This window comes from Niveispirillum cyanobacteriorum (assembly GCF_002868735.1).
Lineage (GTDB): Bacteria > Pseudomonadota > Alphaproteobacteria > Azospirillales > Azospirillaceae > Niveispirillum > Niveispirillum cyanobacteriorum.
In genome coordinates this window covers 2,820,652-2,839,658 of the sequence record NZ_CP025611.1, presented here as the reverse complement: position 1 = coordinate 2,839,658, position 19,007 = coordinate 2,820,652, and the positions used below count along the sequence as shown (strand labels likewise).

The 19,007-nt window shown below is 65.6% G+C and carries 15 protein-coding genes; 5 read left to right on the top strand and 10 right to left on the bottom strand.

What is annotated here, in order from left to right:
• Position 1: 1 nt before the first annotated feature.
• From tssB to C0V82_RS13125, 10 genes are all read right to left on the bottom strand, one after another.
• On the bottom strand, positions 2 to 505 hold the full coding sequence (gene tssB / locus C0V82_RS13170; RefSeq protein WP_102112696.1) for a type VI secretion system contractile sheath small subunit: 504 nt from the start codon (positions 503 to 505) through the stop codon (positions 2 to 4).
• A gap of 150 nt (positions 506 to 655) precedes the next feature.
• Positions 656 to 1,771 carry a type VI secretion system protein TssA gene (gene tssA, locus C0V82_RS13165; protein ID WP_102112695.1) on the bottom strand — a complete coding sequence of 372 codons (1,116 nt, stop codon included), beginning with the start codon at positions 1,769 to 1,771 and terminating at the stop codon, positions 656 to 658.
• Positions 1,771 to 5,904: a type VI secretion protein IcmF/TssM N-terminal domain-containing protein gene (locus C0V82_RS13160; protein WP_102112694.1), complete on the bottom strand. Its 4,134-nt coding sequence runs from the start codon at positions 5,902 to 5,904 to the stop codon at positions 1,771 to 1,773. The genes tssA and C0V82_RS13160 overlap by 1 nt, the downstream gene beginning before the upstream one ends.
• On the bottom strand, positions 5,901 to 6,737 hold the full coding sequence (locus tag C0V82_RS13155) for a DotU family type IV/VI secretion system protein (RefSeq protein WP_102112693.1): 837 nt from the start codon (positions 6,735 to 6,737) through the stop codon (positions 5,901 to 5,903). Before C0V82_RS13155 ends, C0V82_RS13160 begins: the two co-directional genes overlap by 4 nt.
• A complete protein-coding gene (gene tssK, locus C0V82_RS13150) occupies positions 6,734 to 8,071 on the bottom strand; it encodes a type VI secretion system baseplate subunit TssK (RefSeq protein ID WP_102112692.1) in 1,338 nt (445 codons plus the stop codon). The genes C0V82_RS13155 and tssK overlap by 4 nt, the downstream gene beginning before the upstream one ends.
• Before the next feature lie 2 nt (positions 8,072 to 8,073).
• Positions 8,074 to 8,430 (bottom strand): hypothetical protein, encoded by a 357-nt coding sequence (locus tag C0V82_RS13145; protein WP_158659911.1) that lies wholly within the window; start codon positions 8,428 to 8,430, stop codon positions 8,074 to 8,076.
• A 260-nt stretch (positions 8,431 to 8,690) separates the two neighbouring features.
• Positions 8,691 to 9,200, bottom strand: coding sequence for a helix-turn-helix domain-containing protein (locus C0V82_RS13140; protein ID WP_158659910.1), 510 nt, complete (start codon positions 9,198 to 9,200; stop codon positions 8,691 to 8,693).
• Positions 9,201 to 9,295: 95 nt separating this feature from the next.
• Complete coding sequence (locus C0V82_RS13135; RefSeq protein ID WP_102112689.1) at positions 9,296 to 9,652, bottom strand: hypothetical protein; 357 nt, start codon at positions 9,650 to 9,652, stop codon at positions 9,296 to 9,298.
• 39 nt (positions 9,653 to 9,691) lie between these two features.
• Positions 9,692 to 10,456 (bottom strand): methyltransferase domain-containing protein, encoded by a 765-nt coding sequence (locus C0V82_RS13130; protein ID WP_102112688.1) that lies wholly within the window; start codon positions 10,454 to 10,456, stop codon positions 9,692 to 9,694.
• Between the two features lie 71 nt (positions 10,457 to 10,527).
• Positions 10,528 to 12,150 carry an FAD-dependent oxidoreductase gene (locus tag C0V82_RS13125; protein ID WP_102112687.1) on the bottom strand — a complete coding sequence of 541 codons (1,623 nt, stop codon included), beginning with the start codon at positions 12,148 to 12,150 and terminating at the stop codon, positions 10,528 to 10,530.
• A gap of 193 nt (positions 12,151 to 12,343) precedes the next feature.
• Between C0V82_RS13125 and C0V82_RS26900 the strand changes: the two genes are divergently transcribed.
• From C0V82_RS26900 to C0V82_RS13100, 5 genes are all read left to right on the top strand, one after another.
• Positions 12,344 to 12,865 carry a sigma-70 family RNA polymerase sigma factor gene (locus C0V82_RS26900; RefSeq protein WP_158659909.1) on the top strand — a complete coding sequence of 174 codons (522 nt, stop codon included), beginning with the start codon at positions 12,344 to 12,346 and terminating at the stop codon, positions 12,863 to 12,865.
• Between the two features lie 4 nt (positions 12,866 to 12,869).
• On the top strand, positions 12,870 to 13,670 hold the full coding sequence (locus C0V82_RS13115; RefSeq protein ID WP_102112686.1) for an anti-sigma factor family protein: 801 nt from the start codon (positions 12,870 to 12,872) through the stop codon (positions 13,668 to 13,670).
• A 100-nt stretch (positions 13,671 to 13,770) separates the two neighbouring features.
• Positions 13,771 to 14,265 carry a hypothetical protein gene (locus tag C0V82_RS13110; RefSeq protein ID WP_102112685.1) on the top strand — a complete coding sequence of 165 codons (495 nt, stop codon included), beginning with the start codon at positions 13,771 to 13,773 and terminating at the stop codon, positions 14,263 to 14,265.
• Between the two features lie 211 nt (positions 14,266 to 14,476).
• On the top strand, positions 14,477 to 18,010 hold the full coding sequence (locus C0V82_RS13105) for a glycosyl hydrolase 2 galactose-binding domain-containing protein (protein ID WP_102112684.1): 3,534 nt from the start codon (positions 14,477 to 14,479) through the stop codon (positions 18,008 to 18,010).
• Positions 18,011 to 18,103: 93 nt separating this feature from the next.
• Positions 18,104 to 19,000 (top strand): ROK family protein, encoded by an 897-nt coding sequence (locus C0V82_RS13100; protein WP_102113416.1) that lies wholly within the window; start codon positions 18,104 to 18,106, stop codon positions 18,998 to 19,000.
• Positions 19,001 to 19,007 lie beyond the last annotated feature (7 nt).

Here is a 19,007-nt window from a genome sequence, read left to right as displayed (position 1 = left end):
CTCAGGCCTGCGGTTGCAGCAGCTTCTTCAGCTCGGCCTGTTCTTCCGTGCTCTTCACGACGGAGGAGAGCAGGGCATCCAGGCTGTCATTGCCGTCCAGCTTGGTCAGCAGGTCGCGCAGACGCTTGCGGGCATCCAGCAACTTCTTCAGCTGCGGCACGCGTTCCATGATCTCGACCGGCTCGAAATCATCCATGTGCTTGAAGGACAGCTCGACGCCCAGCTGTTCATCGCTATCCTTCACCAGCCGGTTCGGCACGCGCAGGGTGACGCGCGGGGTGGCGGCGGAAAGCACCTCGTTGAAATTGTCGCGGTCGATTTCCACGAACTTGCGGTCCTTGACCGGGGCCAGGGCCTCGGCGGGCTTGCCCGACAGATCGGCCATGATGCCGACGATGAAGGGCAGTTCGCGCTTTTCAACCGCGCCACCGGTTTCCACGTCATAGGTGATCTGGACCCGCGGCGGGCGGACCCGGCTCAGCTTGTGCTGCGTACTATCAGCCATCGTGTACCCCCTTTTGCAGCCGGCGCCCGGTTACGTGATCGGTCCGCCGCGTCAGTCAGTTGGAAGAGATATCAACAATCACGCTCACTCGGGACTCAATTAAAGCGATTTTGATCGAGAAAACTATTCGACCAATGAGACCCCTTGGTTCTATCCGGTATCACCCGGCGCCCCCACCAGTTCAAAGATGGCGGCGACGTCCTTCCGGCCCCGGCTCAACTCCCCCAGCAGCACGGGCAGTGGCAGATCGCGCCACTGCACGATGCGGTGCAGGATGTAGGGCGTGGGGCTGTGGGGTTCTGTCCTGGCCAGGAAATCGGCGATTTCGGCCAGTTGGCGATAGGCGTCGCGGCGCGATGCGATGGGACCGGCGGTAGTGAGGGCGTGGCCGCCGACAGTGGGCGCCTCCTCCTCCAGCTCCAGCACGGTCTCCTCCGCCTCGGGGGGCGCCTGTTCCTCATCAATCATTGCTGGATCCTCCCCGCGTTCACGCAGGATGGTCTGGGCCCATTGCGTCATGTCGCCCAGGCGTTGCACCAGTTCGCTCATGGACGGGGCATCGCCGTTTAGTTCGGTGTCCAGGGCGGCCCGCAACCCCTCCAACGCCGCCGCCGCCGAACGCAGCGAGATGTAAAGATCGCGGTAGAAGGGAGTTCCCGTGCCACGAACCGTGGCATTGAACAGCTGCAAGGTGACGGGGGCGGCACCTGATCGGCGGCCATTGCTCTCATTCCCGCCACCCATGGCCTGCAGGCGCTGGCTGTTCAGGAAGTCACCGAAGGTCAGGCCTGCCTCGCGGTCGGCGGGCGGGTTGGTGACGGCCAGCGTCAGGACCATCACCACCAGCCGGTTGTTCAGCCATTCGAACACCAGGGCCAGACGCGACCGGTCGCCATCCTCGTCGGCACGCGGATGCAGGCTGGGGCCGCGCCCTTCCACCAGCCGGGCCAGCAGGTTCAACCCTGCCTCCATGCCGGGCATGCCATACCGGCCCAGCAGGGCCTCGCACGCCCAGGCGGCGACCTGCGCATCCTTGCTGCGCGACGTCAGCACGCCCTTGGCCAGCCGGATTACCTCCGGCCAGTCGGAACGCTTGCGGTCGGACTTCCACACGCCCTGCGGCAGGTCGGCATCCTCGCGCCGGGCCTCCTTGATCAGGTCATGTTCGGCGCCATAGCGGATATCCTCCCCGGCGGGATCACCGCCGGGAATATCGGCCAGCAGCGCCTCGATATCGATGGGGGGCTTGCTCTGGGCAGCGTTCATCAACGGCCTCCCCCTACGCTGGCATTTTCATAGGGCGGCGCCTCTACGGGGAAGGAGGGCAGAATATGGCGGCGCTTGGCCGGCGTGCCCCCACCCTCTGCGGGGGGCGGCACCGACGCCAGGGCGACACGGACATAGATGCGGCTTTCCTTCTCGGCCTTGCCCAGCGGATCGCTGCCCGCCGGAATGGTGGGAATGGTGAAGCGCAGCAGATGGGGCTGCGGATCGCCACCCCTGCCCACATCCTGGTCGCCAGCCTTCTGGTCCTGCAACAGCCGCAGCAGCGCCCAGCGACCCGTGTAACCGAAGATCGCCGACCGATCCTCCACCCCCGGCCCGCCATCCAGCGCCAGGGGCACCTCCGCCCCATCCTTGGCCCAGCGCAGCCGCAGGGCCACCGGATCGCCGGGGCGCCAGGTGGCAACCTGCTGTTCCGGCCCATTATGCAGCAGGCCGCCGCCCACCTGCAGAACCCATTCGATGATCTGGTTGGCCCCTTGCTCGCGTTGCCGGTTCACGCGGAAATCGGCGGTCACCTCATAGGCCCCCGTCTCCGGCGGCTTGCCGGCATCGGGGGCCGCGAAGGGGGCCAGGAAGGTCCGCATCTTCACAATGGATTCCACAAACCGGGCGGCGGGACGCAGGTCCGTACTGGTCTTGGCACGCGCCGACAGGATGGGGTTCAGGCGGTCGGCAATAGGGCCGTAATCGCGCAGGAACAGGGCCAGATCGTCGGGATCGGCCTCCTCCGCCACATCCGGATCGCTGTCGCGCAGCGTGAAGGGATAACGACCCGCCAGTTTGGCATTGAACGTTTCCGCCAGCCGCCCGTAATCGGCCTGCACCGCCGCGCCCGTCAGGTTCTGGCAGCGTTCCAGCAATTGCTGGCGGATCAGTTCGCGGCGGTAGATGAAGAAATCGCCCGACTGCGCCTTCTCCGCCCCTGCCAGCTTGCTCTCGCAATTATCCAGCCGGACCTCGTCCAGGTCGAAGCGGATGAACTGTTCCAACGCCGCCAGCGTGCTGCCCGGTGCCTTGGCGCGGTATTGCAGCAATTCCCGGCCCAGCGACTGCCAGGAACCCAGCACGACAGGATCCTGCCAGCCGCTACCCAGCTCGCCCCGGGTCATGAAGGCTTCCAGCGGCCCGGCCAGATTGTCCCACAGCATGTCAAGGCGGCCGCGCATCCCATCCAGATAATGGGCCGTGGCCACGGCATCACTGGTGTAGAAGCCGGCGGGCCGCGGCGATCCCTGGCCATCCCAGCCCTCGAAGCTTTCAGCCGCCTCATAGAAGGACTGGGTGCTGGCCAGTTCCTCCAGTTCCTGCAACAAATTGCCGGACTGTTCGCGCAATACCTGGCGCAGTTCGGCCTGCAGGCGGTCCATCTTGTATTGCGACAGGATGGTCAGCAGCGCCATCAGCTGCTCTCGTGCATTGGACAGGTCGCGGATCTGGCTGGTCAGGGCTGCTTCGCCATAATCATCGACGTCATTATCCTCTACCGCCAGGCGCTGTGCCGCGACCAGTTCCGCGCGCAGCGCGTTCTCCAGCCGCTGGCGGGCCATGCGGTCAGCCGCCCCCTGGAATTCCGACGGGATGCGCGGCAGGTCGGTGATACGGAAATCCTCGTACGATTGCTGGTAAGCGATGGCCTGGGCCAGATGCTCGCTATCCCAACTCATCCCCCGGCCGGAAAAGGCGGGCGGGGCGGATGCCAGTTTCTCCGCCGGGCGCACCCGCATGAACGGACGGGCCAGTGCGGGCTGGAAATGTTTCGACAGCCCGTCCAGATGATCGTTCAGGCGCAGACCCGGCCCCCCCGTCACCTGCACGAACAAAGGCTGGCCCTGATTATCCTTCAAGCCGGTCAGATAGGTGCGCAGGCTTTGCTGGGCATTGCGCAGATCATTGGCGAACTGTTCATGGATGTCCCGGCCCACGGTGGGTGTGTCCATGGTGCGCAGCAGATCGGACAGCATCGGGTCGGTGGTGATGTCGCGCAGGCCCAGCCAGAAGAAGCCGGGATCGTCCAGCATCTGCCGCACATCGACCAGGGCATCGGCCATATCCTGCATGCGCGCGCCGACATCGGTGCCCGACCGGGGCTGTCGCACATCGACGACGGCATCGCGCAGGCGGCCCGCACGCTGCGCAATCTCCCCCGACGGGCCCAGCCGCATCAGCACGGCGCGCGACATCTTCTCCACCACAGGGCGGATGCGGCGGGGGTGATCCTCGCTGATATGGTCCAGCTTGATCGATTCCAGGCCCAGCTGATAGAGCCGCGAATTATGCGCGAAATTGCCGTCCAGCTTGGTCTTGAACAGGCTGTTGGACAGATCCGCCAGCCCTTCCACGGGACCCTTAGTCACGCCATGATACTGGGCCGACAGCCGGTCAAGCTTGCTCACATCGGTCACGAAATCGGCCATGACCTTCAGATCGGCGCTGCCGGAGAGAAGGTAATAGCCGTCGGCCCCCGCCTTCTCCACGCCCGGATGGCGGGCAAGGTCCAGGTAACGGGCCTCCAACTCCTTATGCAGCGAGGACAGGACGATATGGTGGATACCGCGCCCGAAGGCCGCCACCACCTCATCCTCCGTATCCCCGGACCAGGAAGACGGGATAAGGCCGTAGAACAGAAAACCCCTGCTGATCCCCTCGAAATCCGTCAGAAGCTGGCGTGCGGCCTCGACATCGAACGTTTCCCCCTGCCCCGCCGCCATGTCGCGGCGGATCAGTTCCAGCGGCGGCTCCAGGGTGGAGACCAGCCGGCGCAGCGAGGCATCGACCAGCACAAGTCCTACAACCAGCGCCACCGTCACGCCCATCAGACCCAGCTGCGCCATACGGGCACCCCGGGTGCGGGCCATCAGGCCGGCGCGGGCGGGACGGGTCAGCCGGGTCTCGCGGAACAGCTTCTCGGCCAGAAGATCGGTGACGAACATCACCTTGGCGGGGGATACGTCCAGCGGCACCTCTTCTGCCGCGGGGGCAGCAGCGGCACCGGGCCGCAGGCTGGACAGCGCCGCCGACAAAGGCGGCGGTGTACCGGCGGCGGCAGGCACCGGCGCTGCTGCACCGACCAGAAGATGCGCAGGCTCCAGTTCCGGCTGTGCGCCCGTGAACCAGATGCCGCGCAGGAAATGCCCCTCCTGATAGGGGGGCACGCGCAGGACACGCCCCAATATCGTCTTCAATGGCGAAGCGATGGCCGCGAAGGAAGCCGGGAAACTGAACATCCCGTCGGGATCGGCCGGCTTGTCCAACCCGGCCGCCGCCTTGACATAATGGGTCCACAGCGTCTGGGTCAGGTCCACCATGGCCTTGTCAATGTCCGCCGGCTCAAACGGCAGGTCGCTGACATGGGGCTGGGACCAGCCCAGCATGGTATCGGGGCCACCGGCGGGCGGCATCTGCCAGAAATCGGTAAAGCCCGGTAGGCGGTCGCACTGGGTAACGACGATATGGACAGGCAGACGCAGGCCCGTCTGCCGCATCAGATCCAGCAGCCGTTCCTGCAGGATGTCGCCCTTGGCCAGCAGGCTGTCCGGACCCAACGCACCGGCGCCGGTCAGGTCGCTGACGGGGATGGTCAGGATCAACCCGTCCAGCCCGCGCTGCGGCCGGTGCGCCAGCAACCGCCGCGTCAGCCCGCGCCAGCGGTCACGGTCGCCGGGCCGGCCTTCCGCCGTCATGATCAGGGCGCCGCGCGCATCGATGACAATGCCGCCTTCGAACGCGTGCAAGGTGGCGTCCTTGCCGATCGGCGTTTCTTCCAGCGGCAGCAGGCGTGGAACGCGGGCCGAGTGCAGAAGCGAGCTTTTGCCGCTGCCCGCTTCCCCGATCAGCAAGAACCAGGGCAGCGCGTAGGGCGACTTCACCCCGGCCCAGTCGGACAGACGGCGCAGGGTGGTGGTGAAGGCCATGCCGGTGCCGGTATGGCGGCTGGCGGTGGAGGCGGGGGCCGCAGCGGCGGCAGGCCCGGCCCCGGCGGACTGCTCGGGCTTGGCCGCAGCCTTGCCGCGTTTCAGGGTCATGATCACCAGGATCAGCACAGCCAGGGCCAGCAGGCCCAAGCCCAGCGCCACCCACAAACCATATTCCGCCAGGAAGGCCCCGATATTCATCGTGCGGCCTCCGGCTTGCCGGCGGGAACGATTGGCACCGCCGCCGGCTTTTCCGCCGTCACCGGCGTGGCCAGCGGCCCCAGCCGGTAGGTGCGGACATACCAGACGCCATGCGCCACCGCCGTATGCAGGGCCAGGACGATCAGCAATCCATAGAACCAGGGCCGCAGATGCGGCAACCGCACCTCCCGCCCCTCGGTCACGGTGGCGGCATAGGCGGCTGGGCAGAGGAAGGGCGTCGGTCCGGCATATCCCGTCGCCTCCGCCAGACGGTCGGCCAGCCCCTGACGGTAGCGGCGACGGATGGGTTCATCCTGATGCCGGTGATACCGGCCCCGGAAACCCAACGACAGGGCCGCTAGATAAACCGACAGCAGCTCATATTCCTGTTGCGGCGGGCCGGCCAGCAGGGCGTCGAGCCGCTGAAACACCCGCTCGCCCGCCACCCGCGTGCCGAACAGCGACAGTTCCAGCAGATTGTCCAGCCAATGTTCCCGCCCTGCCCAGGCATCGCCATGCAGCAGCATCTCATCGGCCAGAGCGGCCATCACATATTGCGCCTCCCGGTACAGCTCCACCCCGAACCTTCCGCCAAGGCGCATGGCGGTGGCGGCCTGGGTATCCAGCAGCCGATGTAGGCGACGGTTGATACGAACCGCCACCTGTGCCGGGTCGGGAAGCGGCTGCCCCTGTTCCGCCATACGGTCGCCCAGCGACAGGGCGTTGCGGATGCCTGACAGTTCGGCATGGAATTCCTGGAACATCGACAGCAGCGACAGGGCGCCGTTGGGCGCCCCTTCCGTCTGCGGCTGTGTTGTCAGGGCGATGCTCATGTTTCGTCTGCGGTGGCGGGGATGAACAGGAGTATCTCACCCGGCCGTGATGTGGCCGAGCGGTCCAGCGGATTGACGATCAACAGCATCTCGCCGGCCTTCACATACTCATCCTCGGCGATGCGGAACAAAACCATGTCGCGGCTGGTGGCAAAACCCGCCGCCTCGTCCGGCAGCAGGGCGGCGCGCATGGCACCGCGCAGGCGGTAGGACAGCAGTTCCTCCACCCGCCCGTCGGGCACGATAAGCGCGGCGTCGAACCAGGCCAGCACATCCGCAGGCCCCTGCCCGCCCTTCATGCGCAGACCCACGACCAGCCCCTGCCTCGTCAGCCACTGTTCCTCGATCCGCAGCTTGAAACCCTCCGCGATGGGTTGGAAGCTGATGGCGGAGAAGGCCTGGGATACCAGTTCCACGACCCCGTCGATCTGGGCCAGCAGCGCCCCGATGCAGCCTCTTGGATTGTCGTGGTCATAGGGTTCGGTCAGGGGCGGCGTCATGGCGGGGCGCAGTACGGCGGTATGGCCGGCCACGGTCTGTAACGCCATATACAGATCAAACGGATGCACCTGCGGCAGGCGCAGCAGGGTTTCCAGCGCCGGCAGGCCCGCCACCAGACACATGACGGTGAACCGCGCCTCGCCCCGGTTCACCTCCTGCCCCTGGCTTTCGGCGACATAGGTTGCCTTTTCCCGCAGCTTCGCCACCAGATCGCGGCATTCGCGCGACAGCGGGTCATCGGGTTCCAGGGCCGGGGTCGGCGGCTGATAGGGGGTCAGCTGGAAGCCCTGGTTGCGGAATTCGATCTCCGCGATAGGTAGATGCGTATGGCGCGGCGGCACATCGTCGGCCAGCAACAGACGGGGCAGTGGCCGCAGGCGCGGAACCGAAACTTCCTGCTGGCCCGTATTCTCATCCACCACGCTGCTGTCATAGGACGCCCAGCGGGCCAGATTGTCGCGCGGCTTGGCGGCACCGGGATGATATTCTGGCACCACCAGATGCAGACGCTGCGGTACCCGCAGCTTGTCCTTCACGGCGGCCAGATTGAAATCCAGTTCAGCCTCAAACCCGTCGGACCAGACCAGAAGCCCGTCGGGCAGCACCGCCTCCAGCGCGATGATGCGCAGGCGGCCTGCCGCCAGTTGCGCCCGGTCGATCTCCAGCCGTGTCACCCCGTAATGAAAGGGCGACAGACGGCGCAGGTGATAAGCCAGCTGCGCCTCGCCATGCAGCCAGGATTGCTGGAGATGCTGCGGCGACAGCAGCATGCCCTCGTGCCATTGCACGGGATCGGGAACAGGCTGGCTCAAGCGCTTTTCGTCCTTGGCCATGATCAATTTCCTGTTTCCACGGAAAAGGCGCTGCGGCCCAGGCGGGCCACCGGGTTTTTCAACCGGTCGATACGGGCGCGATGCGTGCCGGGGGTCGGGTAGGCGGCGAAGACGAAGGCGCCCACGGCCTTCTCCTCATCGCGGGTGATCGTGTATTGCAGGTTGCGCTGCGGTGACAATTCGAAGGAACGAACACGCACACCGGTGGGCAAAGCCAGCACGATCTGCGACTTGTCCTTGAACCATTGCGCCGATGCCAGATTGGAAACAGCGGCCAGCGCATCCTCATCCATGGCAAAGACCAGATCGACGGCGACGGGCGCGTCGGCATTGGCGTCCATCGCCGCAGAAATCTTCACTTGTTGGGTATCAATGGTCGGTAATCCGCTGCTGCACCCGCTCAACGCGAGGCCGAGAATCAGGATTATCGCCGCCGTCGCAGCATGTGAAAAAGACCGGCACTTGGCAGCGGTCAAAACCACAACAGTCCCCTTGTCGCCCATTCGGGTCTATGGCTTCCGACCTCTCCGGAAGCGGTAATTCATAGTACCCCAATGAAATTCTGAATCTCCAGAATATTGGCGAAACAAGGGGTTCCGGCGTTCAACCTATGGCCGTCTCAGGCAGGGTCCTTCGGGGCGGTTTTCGACTTGGGCTTCAAGGTTTTGATGGTTTCCATCAGTTTCTGCCCCAAGACCTTGATTTCATCACGCAGAGTCCGCAGCAGACGTTTTTCCATCGCCTGCATCGCTTCGGCCTGACGGCGCTGCTCCTCGGCCAACTGGCCGATCTTTTCCATCAGCTCCGCATGATTTGGGGCGGGAATCGGAGAGGTTGTGGCGGAAATCCTAGGTTCTGTGCTTGCGACGACCGAAAGCCTGGGAGGGTTGACTGCAACCGGCAGCGGCGCTACCGGTGCGCGAATCGGAGGGTCATCCAGCCAGACCTGAATCGTAGCATATGAGACTGAAAGCGCATCGGCGATGCGGCGATAGGACCATCCCTGCTTACGCAGCCGTTCGGCGATCTCCCGCCGCCGGCTGGCAGAGGCGTGACCGTCCACCTTGACGCCATTGGCCTCGGGCAGGCCGGCGACGATGGTGATAATGCCGTTGGTGCGTTCGCCCATGGATACAGGGTCCATCCGGTGAGGGCGCATGACGCGCCCTCGGTATGGTAACAGAAATAAAGGGACCACCGCAGCCAAAGATCGCGGAGATCCGGTCAAGCCTTCTGGCAGTTGGCCTTATCCTCGCTCAACCCCCGGCAGATCAGGCCTGTGCTGGTCTTGAAGCTGTTATCCGGGTTGCGGCGCACGGCGACGCGGTTGGAAAACTGTACCCATCCGGCGCTGCCCCAATGGGACCGGATACCGTTGGAGAAGGCCAGGGTCCCATCCGGGAACTTCACGACAGAGGTTCCGTCCTTGAAGGTGATGCGATCCCCATCCAGGGTCACCACCTGCTTGTTGGAACAGAGTACCATTTCCTCGGTCCCTTGCTGGCGCGTGCAGACAAGCGGTTCATTGCCCCCCGCCAGCACCATTGCAAAGATCGTCACTTCCAGCACATTCAACGGCATCGCCGCCTCACTCTCGTCTGCGCCCCTGGAGCCACTATCCTAAATCCGGGCCAGAATGAAAATACGCCGGAAGGGGAAGAGGGTACTGCCATCGGCCTCCACCGGATAGGCATCGCGCAGGGCGGCACCATAGGCCGCATGGAAGCTTATCGCCTGATGGGGCGGCAAACGGCTGGTCACCGGCAGCAGGGCCGTGGCCGACACCCAGTCCAGCACCGGGTCCTCCCCCTCCAGCACCTGCAGGTAATCGCTGTGCCAGATATCGATGCTGCGGCAATACGGGCGCAGGATGCGCCAATACTCATCGGGCCGCAGCACAGTGCCATGGTCCAGGGCGCCCGTCAGGACCTCACGCCACGGTTCCCGGCCCGCCATATCCGCCAGCAGCCGGTGCGACGGGGCCGCGAAATTGTCCGGCATCTGCACCGCCAGCACCCCGCCCGGCGTCAGGAACCCCGCCAGCCGTGCGAACAGCCCGGCATGATCGGGCAGCCAGTGCAGGGCCGCGTTGGAAAAGATCAGGTCGGGCCGTGCCTCAGGCTGCCATTCCCCGATATCGCCCTGACGCCAGAACACGCGTGAGGCCGCCCCCGCCGCCTTGGCCAGCATGGCGGCATCGCTGTCCAGGCCGGTGACGGTGGCTGCCGCAAACCGGTCAGCCAGCTGCCGCGTGAGATAGCCGGTGCCGCAGCCCAGATCGGTGATGGTATCGGGCATGATATCGGGAAGGGCCGACAGAAGGTCCTGCCCCGGTCGTTCGCGCAGGGCGCGATAACGTTCATAGAGATCGGGGTTCCAAGCCATGGCATCCTCCCGCTTCGCATCAGGCCACCATGGTGGCGCGAAGCGGGAGGACCGGCAAGCTTCTAACCGGTTTAAGCAGCCGCCGCTTCCGCGATAGGCAGTTGCCGCGCCAGATGTGCACCCAGGCGCAGGGACAGAGCCACGATGGTCAGCGTCGGGTTGGCCCAGCCGGAGGTGGGGAAGACGGAGCTGCCAGCCACGAACAGGTTCTCCTTGCCCCAGACCTTGGCATTGGCATCAACCACGCCGGTGGATGGATCGGCGGACATGCGGGTGGTGCCGATATGGTGATGGCCGCCTTGCAGCACATCATGATGGTCACCATCATCCGCCCCCGTCGGCCAGGCATCGGTGCCGTCCAGCAGCCAATTATCCAGGGTGATACGGCCCAGACCGGTGCGGGCCAGTTCCGCCCCCACCAGTTCGGTGACGGCGTGGGCCGAGCGCTTGTCCAGCGGCGACAGGCGCCAGTCCAGGTCGGCCCGGCGCTGTCCCAGCATATCGCGGGCCTGTGACAGGCGTACGCGGCTGTCGGGATTGGGTGCCTGCTCGCCGCGCACCAGCAGATACAGCGCCTTGGGCTGCGCGATCAGGGCGCGACGACGGACATAGCGGCGGAACAGGTTGCCCGGCACCGTGGGCAGGACCGGCAGCAGCCGCATCAGGTTACGACCTGCCCCTTCCGGCCACCATTGCCCCTTCTTCCAGGCGGCGTTCAGTTCGGTGGCCGCATCCGTCACGCCCGGCATTGAGCGATAGTAAAGCGCGATAGAGCTGTTCAGCACGCCCAGTTCCGCCTGCTTCTCCGCCGACAGGACCAGGGAGGGGCAGAGCGGCGGCATGTGGCGCGGATAGGTGGTGCGCAGCTGTTCCAGCAGCCGGACGGGATTGTCCGTCTGCACCCGCGCCGTCCGGCATTTGGGGTGTTCCATGAAGAAGCGGCCCACCAGATCGCGGCCATTGCCGATGCCCGTCTTGTCCACATCGCTGGAGGCCAGAAGCAGGCGCGCATTCTCGATCCCGCCGGCGGCCAGCACATAATGACGGGCCCGCACCCGGTGTCGCACGCCCGCCGGGGTGGACAGGCGCAGGCCCGTGACACGGCGGGCATCGCCGGCGACATCGATATTCACCACGGTGCCGCGCAGCAGGGTGCGCACGCGCGGGCTGGCCTCCAATTCGGCGCGAAATGCCTCCCCGAAACGTTGCGCCTTCATGCGCCAGAACCGGGTCTGCACCAGGGCAGGATCAAAGCCGGGATCATCCAGCCCCGCCTCCAGCCACAGATCGGTGAACTTTGCCTCCCCCACGCCGCACAGTTCGGCGGCCAGCTGGTAATCGCCGGCCAGATCGGCGGACGTCACGGGCCAGCCGCTATGCGGAACCCAGGACCGGCGTTCGAAATCGATGGGGTCCAGCGGCACGCAGCGCCCCGACCAGGTCGCCGTCGTCCCACCCAGCACACGGTTGCGCGTCACATCCAGCGGGTAATAGGGCAGGCCCACATTCTCCCCGCTGTTCAAGCTTTGCAGTTCCGCCTCCAGCGTCGGCCCGCCGCTTTCGATCAGGCAGACATCGATGCCCGCGCGGGACAATTGCAGGGCCAGCGCAATGCCGGCGGCACCCGCACCGACGATGGCGACATCGGCGGCAAATTCCTGGTCGGGCGGCAGGGACAGCAGATCGATCAACATGATGGCACGTCCGGGTTGGCTCTATCCTGTCGTTTACGCGCCAGCATCGGCCTTATTCCCTGCGTCGCCGAAATTTTTGCGGCAGCGCAGCATGACACCCTGTCCCACAAAAATTTCGCACGGCGCGGGAATAGGCGGGGCCAAGCGACGTATATGCTTGAAACACCGCAAACCAGCCGATGGGTCCCTGGCCGTGCTTCCCGATATCACCCGCCATATACCGGCCCTGCGCCGCTATGCGCTGGTGCTGACCCGTGATCCGGGGCAGGTGGAGGATCTTGTCCAGGAAAGCCTCACCCGCGCCCTGGCCGGCAGCCGCACCTGGCGGCCCGGATCGGACCTGCGTGCTTGGCTTCTGTCCATCACCCACAATACCTTCATCTCCGGCTGGCGGCGCGAACAGGTGGCGCGCACCGGCCTGGAACAGGGGGCGGAGCTGGTGGCGGCACCCATGGCCACCGCCCTGCCCGACCTGCGGGTGGAGGCACGGCAGGTGGTGGAACGGCTTCTGGCCCTGCCCGACGGCATGCGCGAAATCCTGCTGCTGGCCGTCGTGGAAGAGATGAGTTATCGCGAGATCGCGGATATGCTGAACATCCCGCTGGGCACGGTCATGTCCCGGCTGGCCCGGGCCCGGCAGGCCCTGCGGCAGCAGGCGGGCGAGGGCCCCGCCACGCCCGCCGAACGCCGCGCATCCTTCAAGCTGGTGGAGTAGGCCGATGCATCCGTTCGACCCGATCACCGAGGATGACCTGAACGCCTATATCGATGGCGGCCTGGACACGCGCCGCCGGGCGGAGGTGGAGCGCTGGCTGGCCCAGTACCCGGAAGAGGCGGCGCGGGTGATGGCGGAACTGGGCGATGCCGACCTGCTGCGCGAGGGGCTTGGCGACAGTGGCTTCAGCACCCCGCCGGACGGGGAGACACGACATCTGGCCGGGCGTCTGCGCCGCCGCCTGATCTGGCGCGGGGCGGAGCATGTGATGCAGCGCGCCCTGGTCATTATCCTGTGTCTGACCGCCGGTTACGGCATCAGCTGGCTTCCCATCGGCGCCCAGCCCTCGGCAGAGGCGGCGCACATCGTGCCCCTGTTCGCGGATGAAGCGGCAGAGGCCTTCCGCACCGCCATGAAGGAGGTGCGGACCGAACAGAGCCTGGCCTATCCCACACCCGAGGTACCGGCGCGTCTGGCCGCCATCGATGCCGCCCACCCCCTGCCCATCCCCGACCCGCCCAGCCAGCGCTGGCGTCTGCTGGGCGCGCAGCTGGCGGCCTGGGACCGGGGCGACGCGGTGCAGGTCTTCTGGCGGCATGAAACCAAGGGCACGGTCATGCTGTTCGTGACGGAGGATGGGGTGGACCCTGCCGAACCCGCCATGGCCCCCACCCTGGGCCATACGGAGGAAGGCGACGTCATCTATTGGCGGTCCGGGCCCTATCTCTACGCCTTGCTGGGCACCGCCGACACCAAGGCGCTGGAACGCCTTGCGAATGCGATCGCCCGGCCCAGTCCGCAATGATCGCGGGGATTGGCTCCCTCCAAAAGTATGATAAATAGGCGCAATGTGAAGGGGACTGCCAGTCCCCCTCCCTGCCTTGCCTGTTGCTGATGGAACCGTAATGATCCCCGCCCCGTTTCAGACCCTGGTCCGTGTTGCCAAGGATACGCCCGGCGTGCCGGTGACCCTGGCCGATTTCAACCCCACCTTCCTTCCGCGTTTCTTCGCCTTCGCGGCGGAGAAAGCGCGGGGGCGCTATGCCTTCTGTCTGGTCAATCCGATGGGACGCGTGGTGCTGTCCTATGCCGATCCCTGTACTGTCCTGACGGCTGATCGCACGGCCCTGGCCAAGGCCATGACCGCCGTCCAGATCGGCTATGGCTCTGACATCTGGGGCGATGGTTTCAACCCGCAACTGGCCGGCATGCCGGGCCTGTGCGCCTACAAGGGATCGCGTGCCCTGCTGGTACCGGCGAGCCCGCACCCGCTCTACCTTGGCTGCCTGGGTGTCAGCAGCGGTGCTGCCGGCGATGACGACCCGCTATGCCATACCCTGGCCGATTTCATCCTGACAGAAGCGGCCCTTGATCCAGGCAGCGTCGTAGCGCTGCAATAGGCTTCCAAACCAGCTAAAACCAGCCCGAAACAGGCCCCGCCCCCAAAGCGGGGCTTTTTTGCGTTCGGCAATCGCGTGGCCCACCTTCCCACTTTCCTAATTATGAAATTTGTTTTATTTATTCTTCCCGCCGCCCCATGCACCGTCGCGCACCAGGGGCCGGACAAAAGCAGCCCCGCGAAAGGGGCCGATCCATGGGAAGGAAAAATCAATGAAGCAGGCAGTTGTCCGCCGTCACGTTCGCGCCGCCCTGTTGACAGCGCTGGCGCTCGGCCTCACCACCCCTACTGCCTGGGGACAGGCGCATCAGGGCCTGGGCGGTTCCGGTGGCCTTGGACCCGGCGGTTATGGCCCCTTCGATGCACAGTTCCCCGCCGGTGGCGATGGTCTGGCCAAGCCCAAGCTGGAAGAGAAGCAAAGCCCCGGCGCACCGGTGCCGGCCAATGCCTTCTGGACGCTCTATGGCTGGGTACAGGCGGAAGCGGCGGGCAAGGGCCTGTCCTTGCTGGGTGGGTTCGCCACGGCGGATGGCACGGCCCCCGCCTGGTTCCTGGCTTTGTCCGATGGCAAGCCGGCGGTCGTGGCGGGGTCCAAGACCCTCAGCGGCGGCAAGGCCCTGGCCGCCGGCCAATGGGCCTTCCTGGCGGCCAGCTTTGACGGTGCCAAGGTCCGGCTCTATCTCGACGGACGGGAGGTCGCGTCAGGCGATGCCGCCACCCCGGCGGCCATGGCGCAGTTCATGCTGGCCCCGCGCCGCAGCCGCACTGCCGCCTTCGTACCCGCTGGCACCACACCGTTCGCGGGTCGTCTGGCCGGCTTCTCCGCCCTGCCCCGTGCCCTGTCGGCCAGCGATATCAAGGCCCTGGGTGGCAGCGCCCCCAGCATCGACCTGACCAATTTCGAAAGCGGCGCCCCCACCTGGCCCGTGCAGGTGCGGCAGATGTATGGACAGGTGGCCCCGCAGGACCCCTGGACCCGGCCCAAGGCCAAGACAGGCTTCAGCCAGCCTGTGGCAAAGCCCATCATCGAAACACCGGCCCTGAGCCCCCTGGGCAATGGCGAATGGGTGCTGGGCGCCTGGAAGCTGGTGGAAGCACCAAAGCTGCGCGATGGCGGCCCCGCCCTGTCACGCCCCGGCTATGACGCCAAATCCTGGTATGCGGCGACGGTCCCGGGAACGGTGCTGACCACCCTGGTTGATCGCGGCGTCTATCCCGATCCTGATTACGGCCTGAACAATCTCGCCATCCCGGAAAGCCTGAACAAGCAGGATTACTGGTATCGCAGCGAATTTACCGTGCCTGCCGATCAGGCTGGCAAGCGCCTGCAATTGTCGCTGAACGGCGTGAATTATCAGGCGGAGATCTGGCTGAACGGACAGAAGCTGGGCAGCATGAAGGGTGCCTTCATCCGCGGCCGCTTCGACGTGACGGGCATCGCCAGGCCGGGGCAGGCCAATGCGCTGGCCATCCGGGTCAGCCCGCCGCCGCGACCCGGCATCCCGCATGAGGAAAGCCTGACCTCCGCCGTGGGGGAGAATGGCGGTATCATGGCCCTGGACGGCCCCACTTTTGTGGCATCCGAAGGCTGGGACTGGATCCCGTCGGTGCGTGACCGCAATACCGGCCTGTGGCGCAACGTCACCCTGTCGGCGACGGGCGACGCCCGCCTGGGCGATACACAGGTCATCACGTCCCTGCCAAAGCCCGATAACTCCGTCGCCGATATCAGCGTTAATGTCCCGGTGGAAAACCTGTCGGGTCAGCCTTTGTCGGCCAGCGTCACCGCCAGCTTCGACGGGGTCAGCGTCACCAAGCAGGCGACCATCCCGGTCGGGGGCGGCACCATCGCCATGTCGCCCACCGAATTCCCGCAATTGTCGGTGAAGAACCCAAAGCTCTGGTGGCCCAATGGCTATGGCGAAGCGGCCCTGCACCAGATGAAGCTGGCCGTCTCGGTCAATGGCCAGCCGTCCGACAGCCAGGAACTCCGCTTCGGCATCCGAGAGGTCACTTACGAATTCTCCCTGATGGATCAGAAGGGGGCGCTGCGCCGGGTGGAGGTCGACCTGACCGACGCCCATTCACGCGGGGAGAAGATTATCGACGTCACGCATGAGGGCATCCGCAAGGTGCCCGACGGCTGGGCCGCGTCGCTTTATCCCGGTGCCGAAAACTCTCCTGCCGTAAAGCCGGTGGACGCCGCCGAACTGTCGCCGCACATGGTGATCAAGGTGAACGGCGTGCGCATCGCGGCGCGCGGCGGCAATTGGGGAACCGATGATTGGCGCAAGCGGGTGGCCAGGGACCGGCTGGAACCCTATTTCCGCCTGCACCGCGACGCGCATGTGAACGTCATCCGCAACTGGGTCGGCCAGAATACGCAGGAGGAATTCTTCGAACTGGCAGATGAGTACGGCCTGATGGTGCTGAATGATTTCTGGGCCTCGACCCAGGATTATCAGTTGGAACCGCAGGATGTGCCGCTATTCATGGCCAACGCCACCGACACGGTCCGCCGCTATCGCAACCATCCCTCCATCGTGCTCTGGTTCGGGCGCAATGAAGGCGTGCCGCAGCCGATCCTGAACGAGGCGCTGGATACGATGATCCGAGCGGAAGATGGCACCCGCCACTATACCGGCTCGTCCAACCGCGTGAACCTGGCCGGCAGCGGCCCGTATAATTACCGCGAGCCTGAAAGCTATTTCACCGAACATGCCCAGGGCTTCTCGGTGGAGGTCGGCACCCCCTCCTTCCCCACCATGGAATCCCTGAAGGCCGCCATGCCGGAAACGGAGCTTTGGCCCATCTCCGACAGTTGGGCCTATCACGACTGGCACCAGACCGGGAACGGCGCTACCCAGACCTTCATGGACGCCATCAGCGCCAAGTTCGGCTCCGCCAGCAGCCTGGCGGACTTCGAACGCAAGGCGCAGATGCTGAATTACGAAGGTTACCGCGCCATTTTCGAAGGCATGAATGCCGGCCTGTGGACCAAGCATTCCGGCCGCATGCTGTGGATGACGCAGCCCGCCTGGCCCAGCACCATGTGGCAGATCCTGTCCCATGATTACGACACGCACGGTGCCTTCTACGGCATGAAGAAGGCGTCGGAGCCGGTGCATGCACAGCTCGACCTGCCCGACCACCGCATAACGGTGGTGAACAATACCCGCGATGGCCTGTCGGGCCTGACCTTGACGGCACGCACCCGATCGCTGTCGGGCAAGGCGCTGGGCGAGCGCACGGTCTCGCTGGATGCCGGGCCAGGGTCGGTGGCCCACCCCTTCACGCTGGACCTGAAAGGGCTGCTGGCGACGGAAAAGCTGGTGCTGGTCAGCCTGGAGCTGACGGACAAGGCCGGCACGGTTCTGTCGCGCAACGATTACTGGGTCGCCGCCGATACCGCCTCACACCAGCGCCTGAACGAGTTGCCCTCCACCCCCGTCACCCTGTCGGCCAATGGCAAGGTCGGGGCCAATGGGGAGGTGGCTCTCGATGTGACACTTTCCAATGGCGGGACCAGCCCGGCCCTTCTGGCCAAGCTGACACCACAGAAGGCGGACGGGACCCGCATCCTGCCGGCCTATATCAGCGACAATTACGTGACCCTTATGCCGGGTGAGACGCGGCACATCGCCGTGACCTACCCGGCCAGTGCCGCGGGAACGGGCGCACCCACCCTGTCCCTGCGCGGCTGGAATATCCAGCCGGCCAGCGTCAGCGTGACGATCACGCCCTGACGCGCTTTGACGGGGCCCGGCCTTCCATCCCGGTCGGGCCCCGCTTTTTTAAGGATTATGCTGTCCCTGCTGGGACCGGGAGATGTTGTTTCGATGATCAGGATCGGTGTGGATTTCGGCGGCACGAAAATCGAAGTGGCCGCCCTGTCGGAGGAGGGGGAATTTCTGTCCCGTCTGCGGGCCCCCAATCCCGGCGCCTATGATGCCGCCATCGAGACGGTGCGTGAGTTGATCACGCAGACAGAGGCGGCCATTGGCCCTGCGGCCAGCATCGGGCTGGGCGTGCCGGGTAGCGTCAATCCCGCCACCGGCCTGATGCGCAACGCCAACTCGACCTATCTGAACGGGCGCGACTTCGCCGCCGACCTGTCCGCCGCCTTGGCCCGGCCCGTGCGGCTGGCCAATGACGCCAATTGCCTGGCCTTGTCAGAGGCGGTGGACGGGGCGGCCTCAGGCGCCGCTGTTGCCTTTGCCATCATCATCGGCACTGGTTGCGGCGGCGGGCTGGTTGTGAATGGCCGGCTGGTGGAAGGGGCCAATGGCATTGGTGGCGAATGGGGGCACATGCCCCTGCCCTGGCCGACAGCGGCAGAGCTGCCGGGTCCCGATTGCTGGTGTGGACAGCGTGGCTGTCTGGAAACCTGGGTCTCGGGTACCGGCCTGCGCCGGGACCACGCCAGCGTCACCGGCCATGACCAGCCCGGTGAATGGATCATCGAGGCGGCGCGTCGCGGCGATGCGGGGGCCAAGGCGGCACTGGACCGCTATATCCACCGGCTGGGCCGCTCCATGGCCGTGATCGCCAATATCGTCGATCCCGATGTTTTCGTGCTGGGCGGCGGCCTGTCGAATGTGGCGGAGATCTATGAGGGCCTGCCCGGGGCCATCGCCGCCCATGTCTTCTGCGACACCTGGAGCGCGCGGATTCTGCCGGCCCGCTGGGGCGACAGTTCCGGTGTGCGGGGCGCCGCCCGGCTCTGGCTTTCCTGACAGAAAA

Excerpts from the sequence above, each read along its gene's own strand:
- tssB (WP_102112696.1), bottom strand. The coding sequence starts at position 505 with ATGGCTGATAGTACGCAGCACAAGCTGAGCCGGGTCCGCCCGCCGCGG.
- tssA (WP_102112695.1), bottom strand. The coding sequence starts at position 1,771 with ATGAACGCTGCCCAGAGCAAGCCCCCCATCGATATCGAGGCGCTGCTG.
- C0V82_RS13135 (WP_102112689.1), bottom strand. The coding sequence starts at position 9,652 with ATGCCGTTGAATGTGCTGGAAGTGACGATCTTTGCAATGGTGCTGGCG.
- C0V82_RS13155 (WP_102112693.1), bottom strand. The coding sequence starts at position 6,737 with ATGAGCATCGCCCTGACAACACAGCCGCAGACGGAAGGGGCGCCCAAC.
- C0V82_RS13140 (WP_158659910.1), bottom strand. The coding sequence starts at position 9,200 with ATGGGCGAACGCACCAACGGCATTATCACCATCGTCGCCGGCCTGCCC.
- C0V82_RS13125 (WP_102112687.1), bottom strand. The coding sequence starts at position 12,150 with ATGTTGATCGATCTGCTGTCCCTGCCGCCCGACCAGGAATTTGCCGCC.
- C0V82_RS13130 (WP_102112688.1), bottom strand. The coding sequence starts at position 10,456 with ATGGCTTGGAACCCCGATCTCTATGAACGTTATCGCGCCCTGCGCGAA.
- C0V82_RS13160 (WP_102112694.1), bottom strand. The coding sequence starts at position 5,904 with ATGAATATCGGGGCCTTCCTGGCGGAATATGGTTTGTGGGTGGCGCTG.
- tssK (WP_102112692.1), bottom strand. The coding sequence starts at position 8,071 with ATGGCCAAGGACGAAAAGCGCTTGAGCCAGCCTGTTCCCGATCCCGTG.
- C0V82_RS13110 (WP_102112685.1), top strand. The coding sequence starts at position 13,771 with ATGATCCCCGCCCCGTTTCAGACCCTGGTCCGTGTTGCCAAGGATACG.
- C0V82_RS13105 (WP_102112684.1), top strand. The coding sequence starts at position 14,477 with ATGAAGCAGGCAGTTGTCCGCCGTCACGTTCGCGCCGCCCTGTTGACA.
- C0V82_RS13100 (WP_102113416.1), top strand. The coding sequence starts at position 18,104 with ATGATCAGGATCGGTGTGGATTTCGGCGGCACGAAAATCGAAGTGGCC.
- C0V82_RS13115 (WP_102112686.1), top strand. The coding sequence starts at position 12,870 with ATGCATCCGTTCGACCCGATCACCGAGGATGACCTGAACGCCTATATC.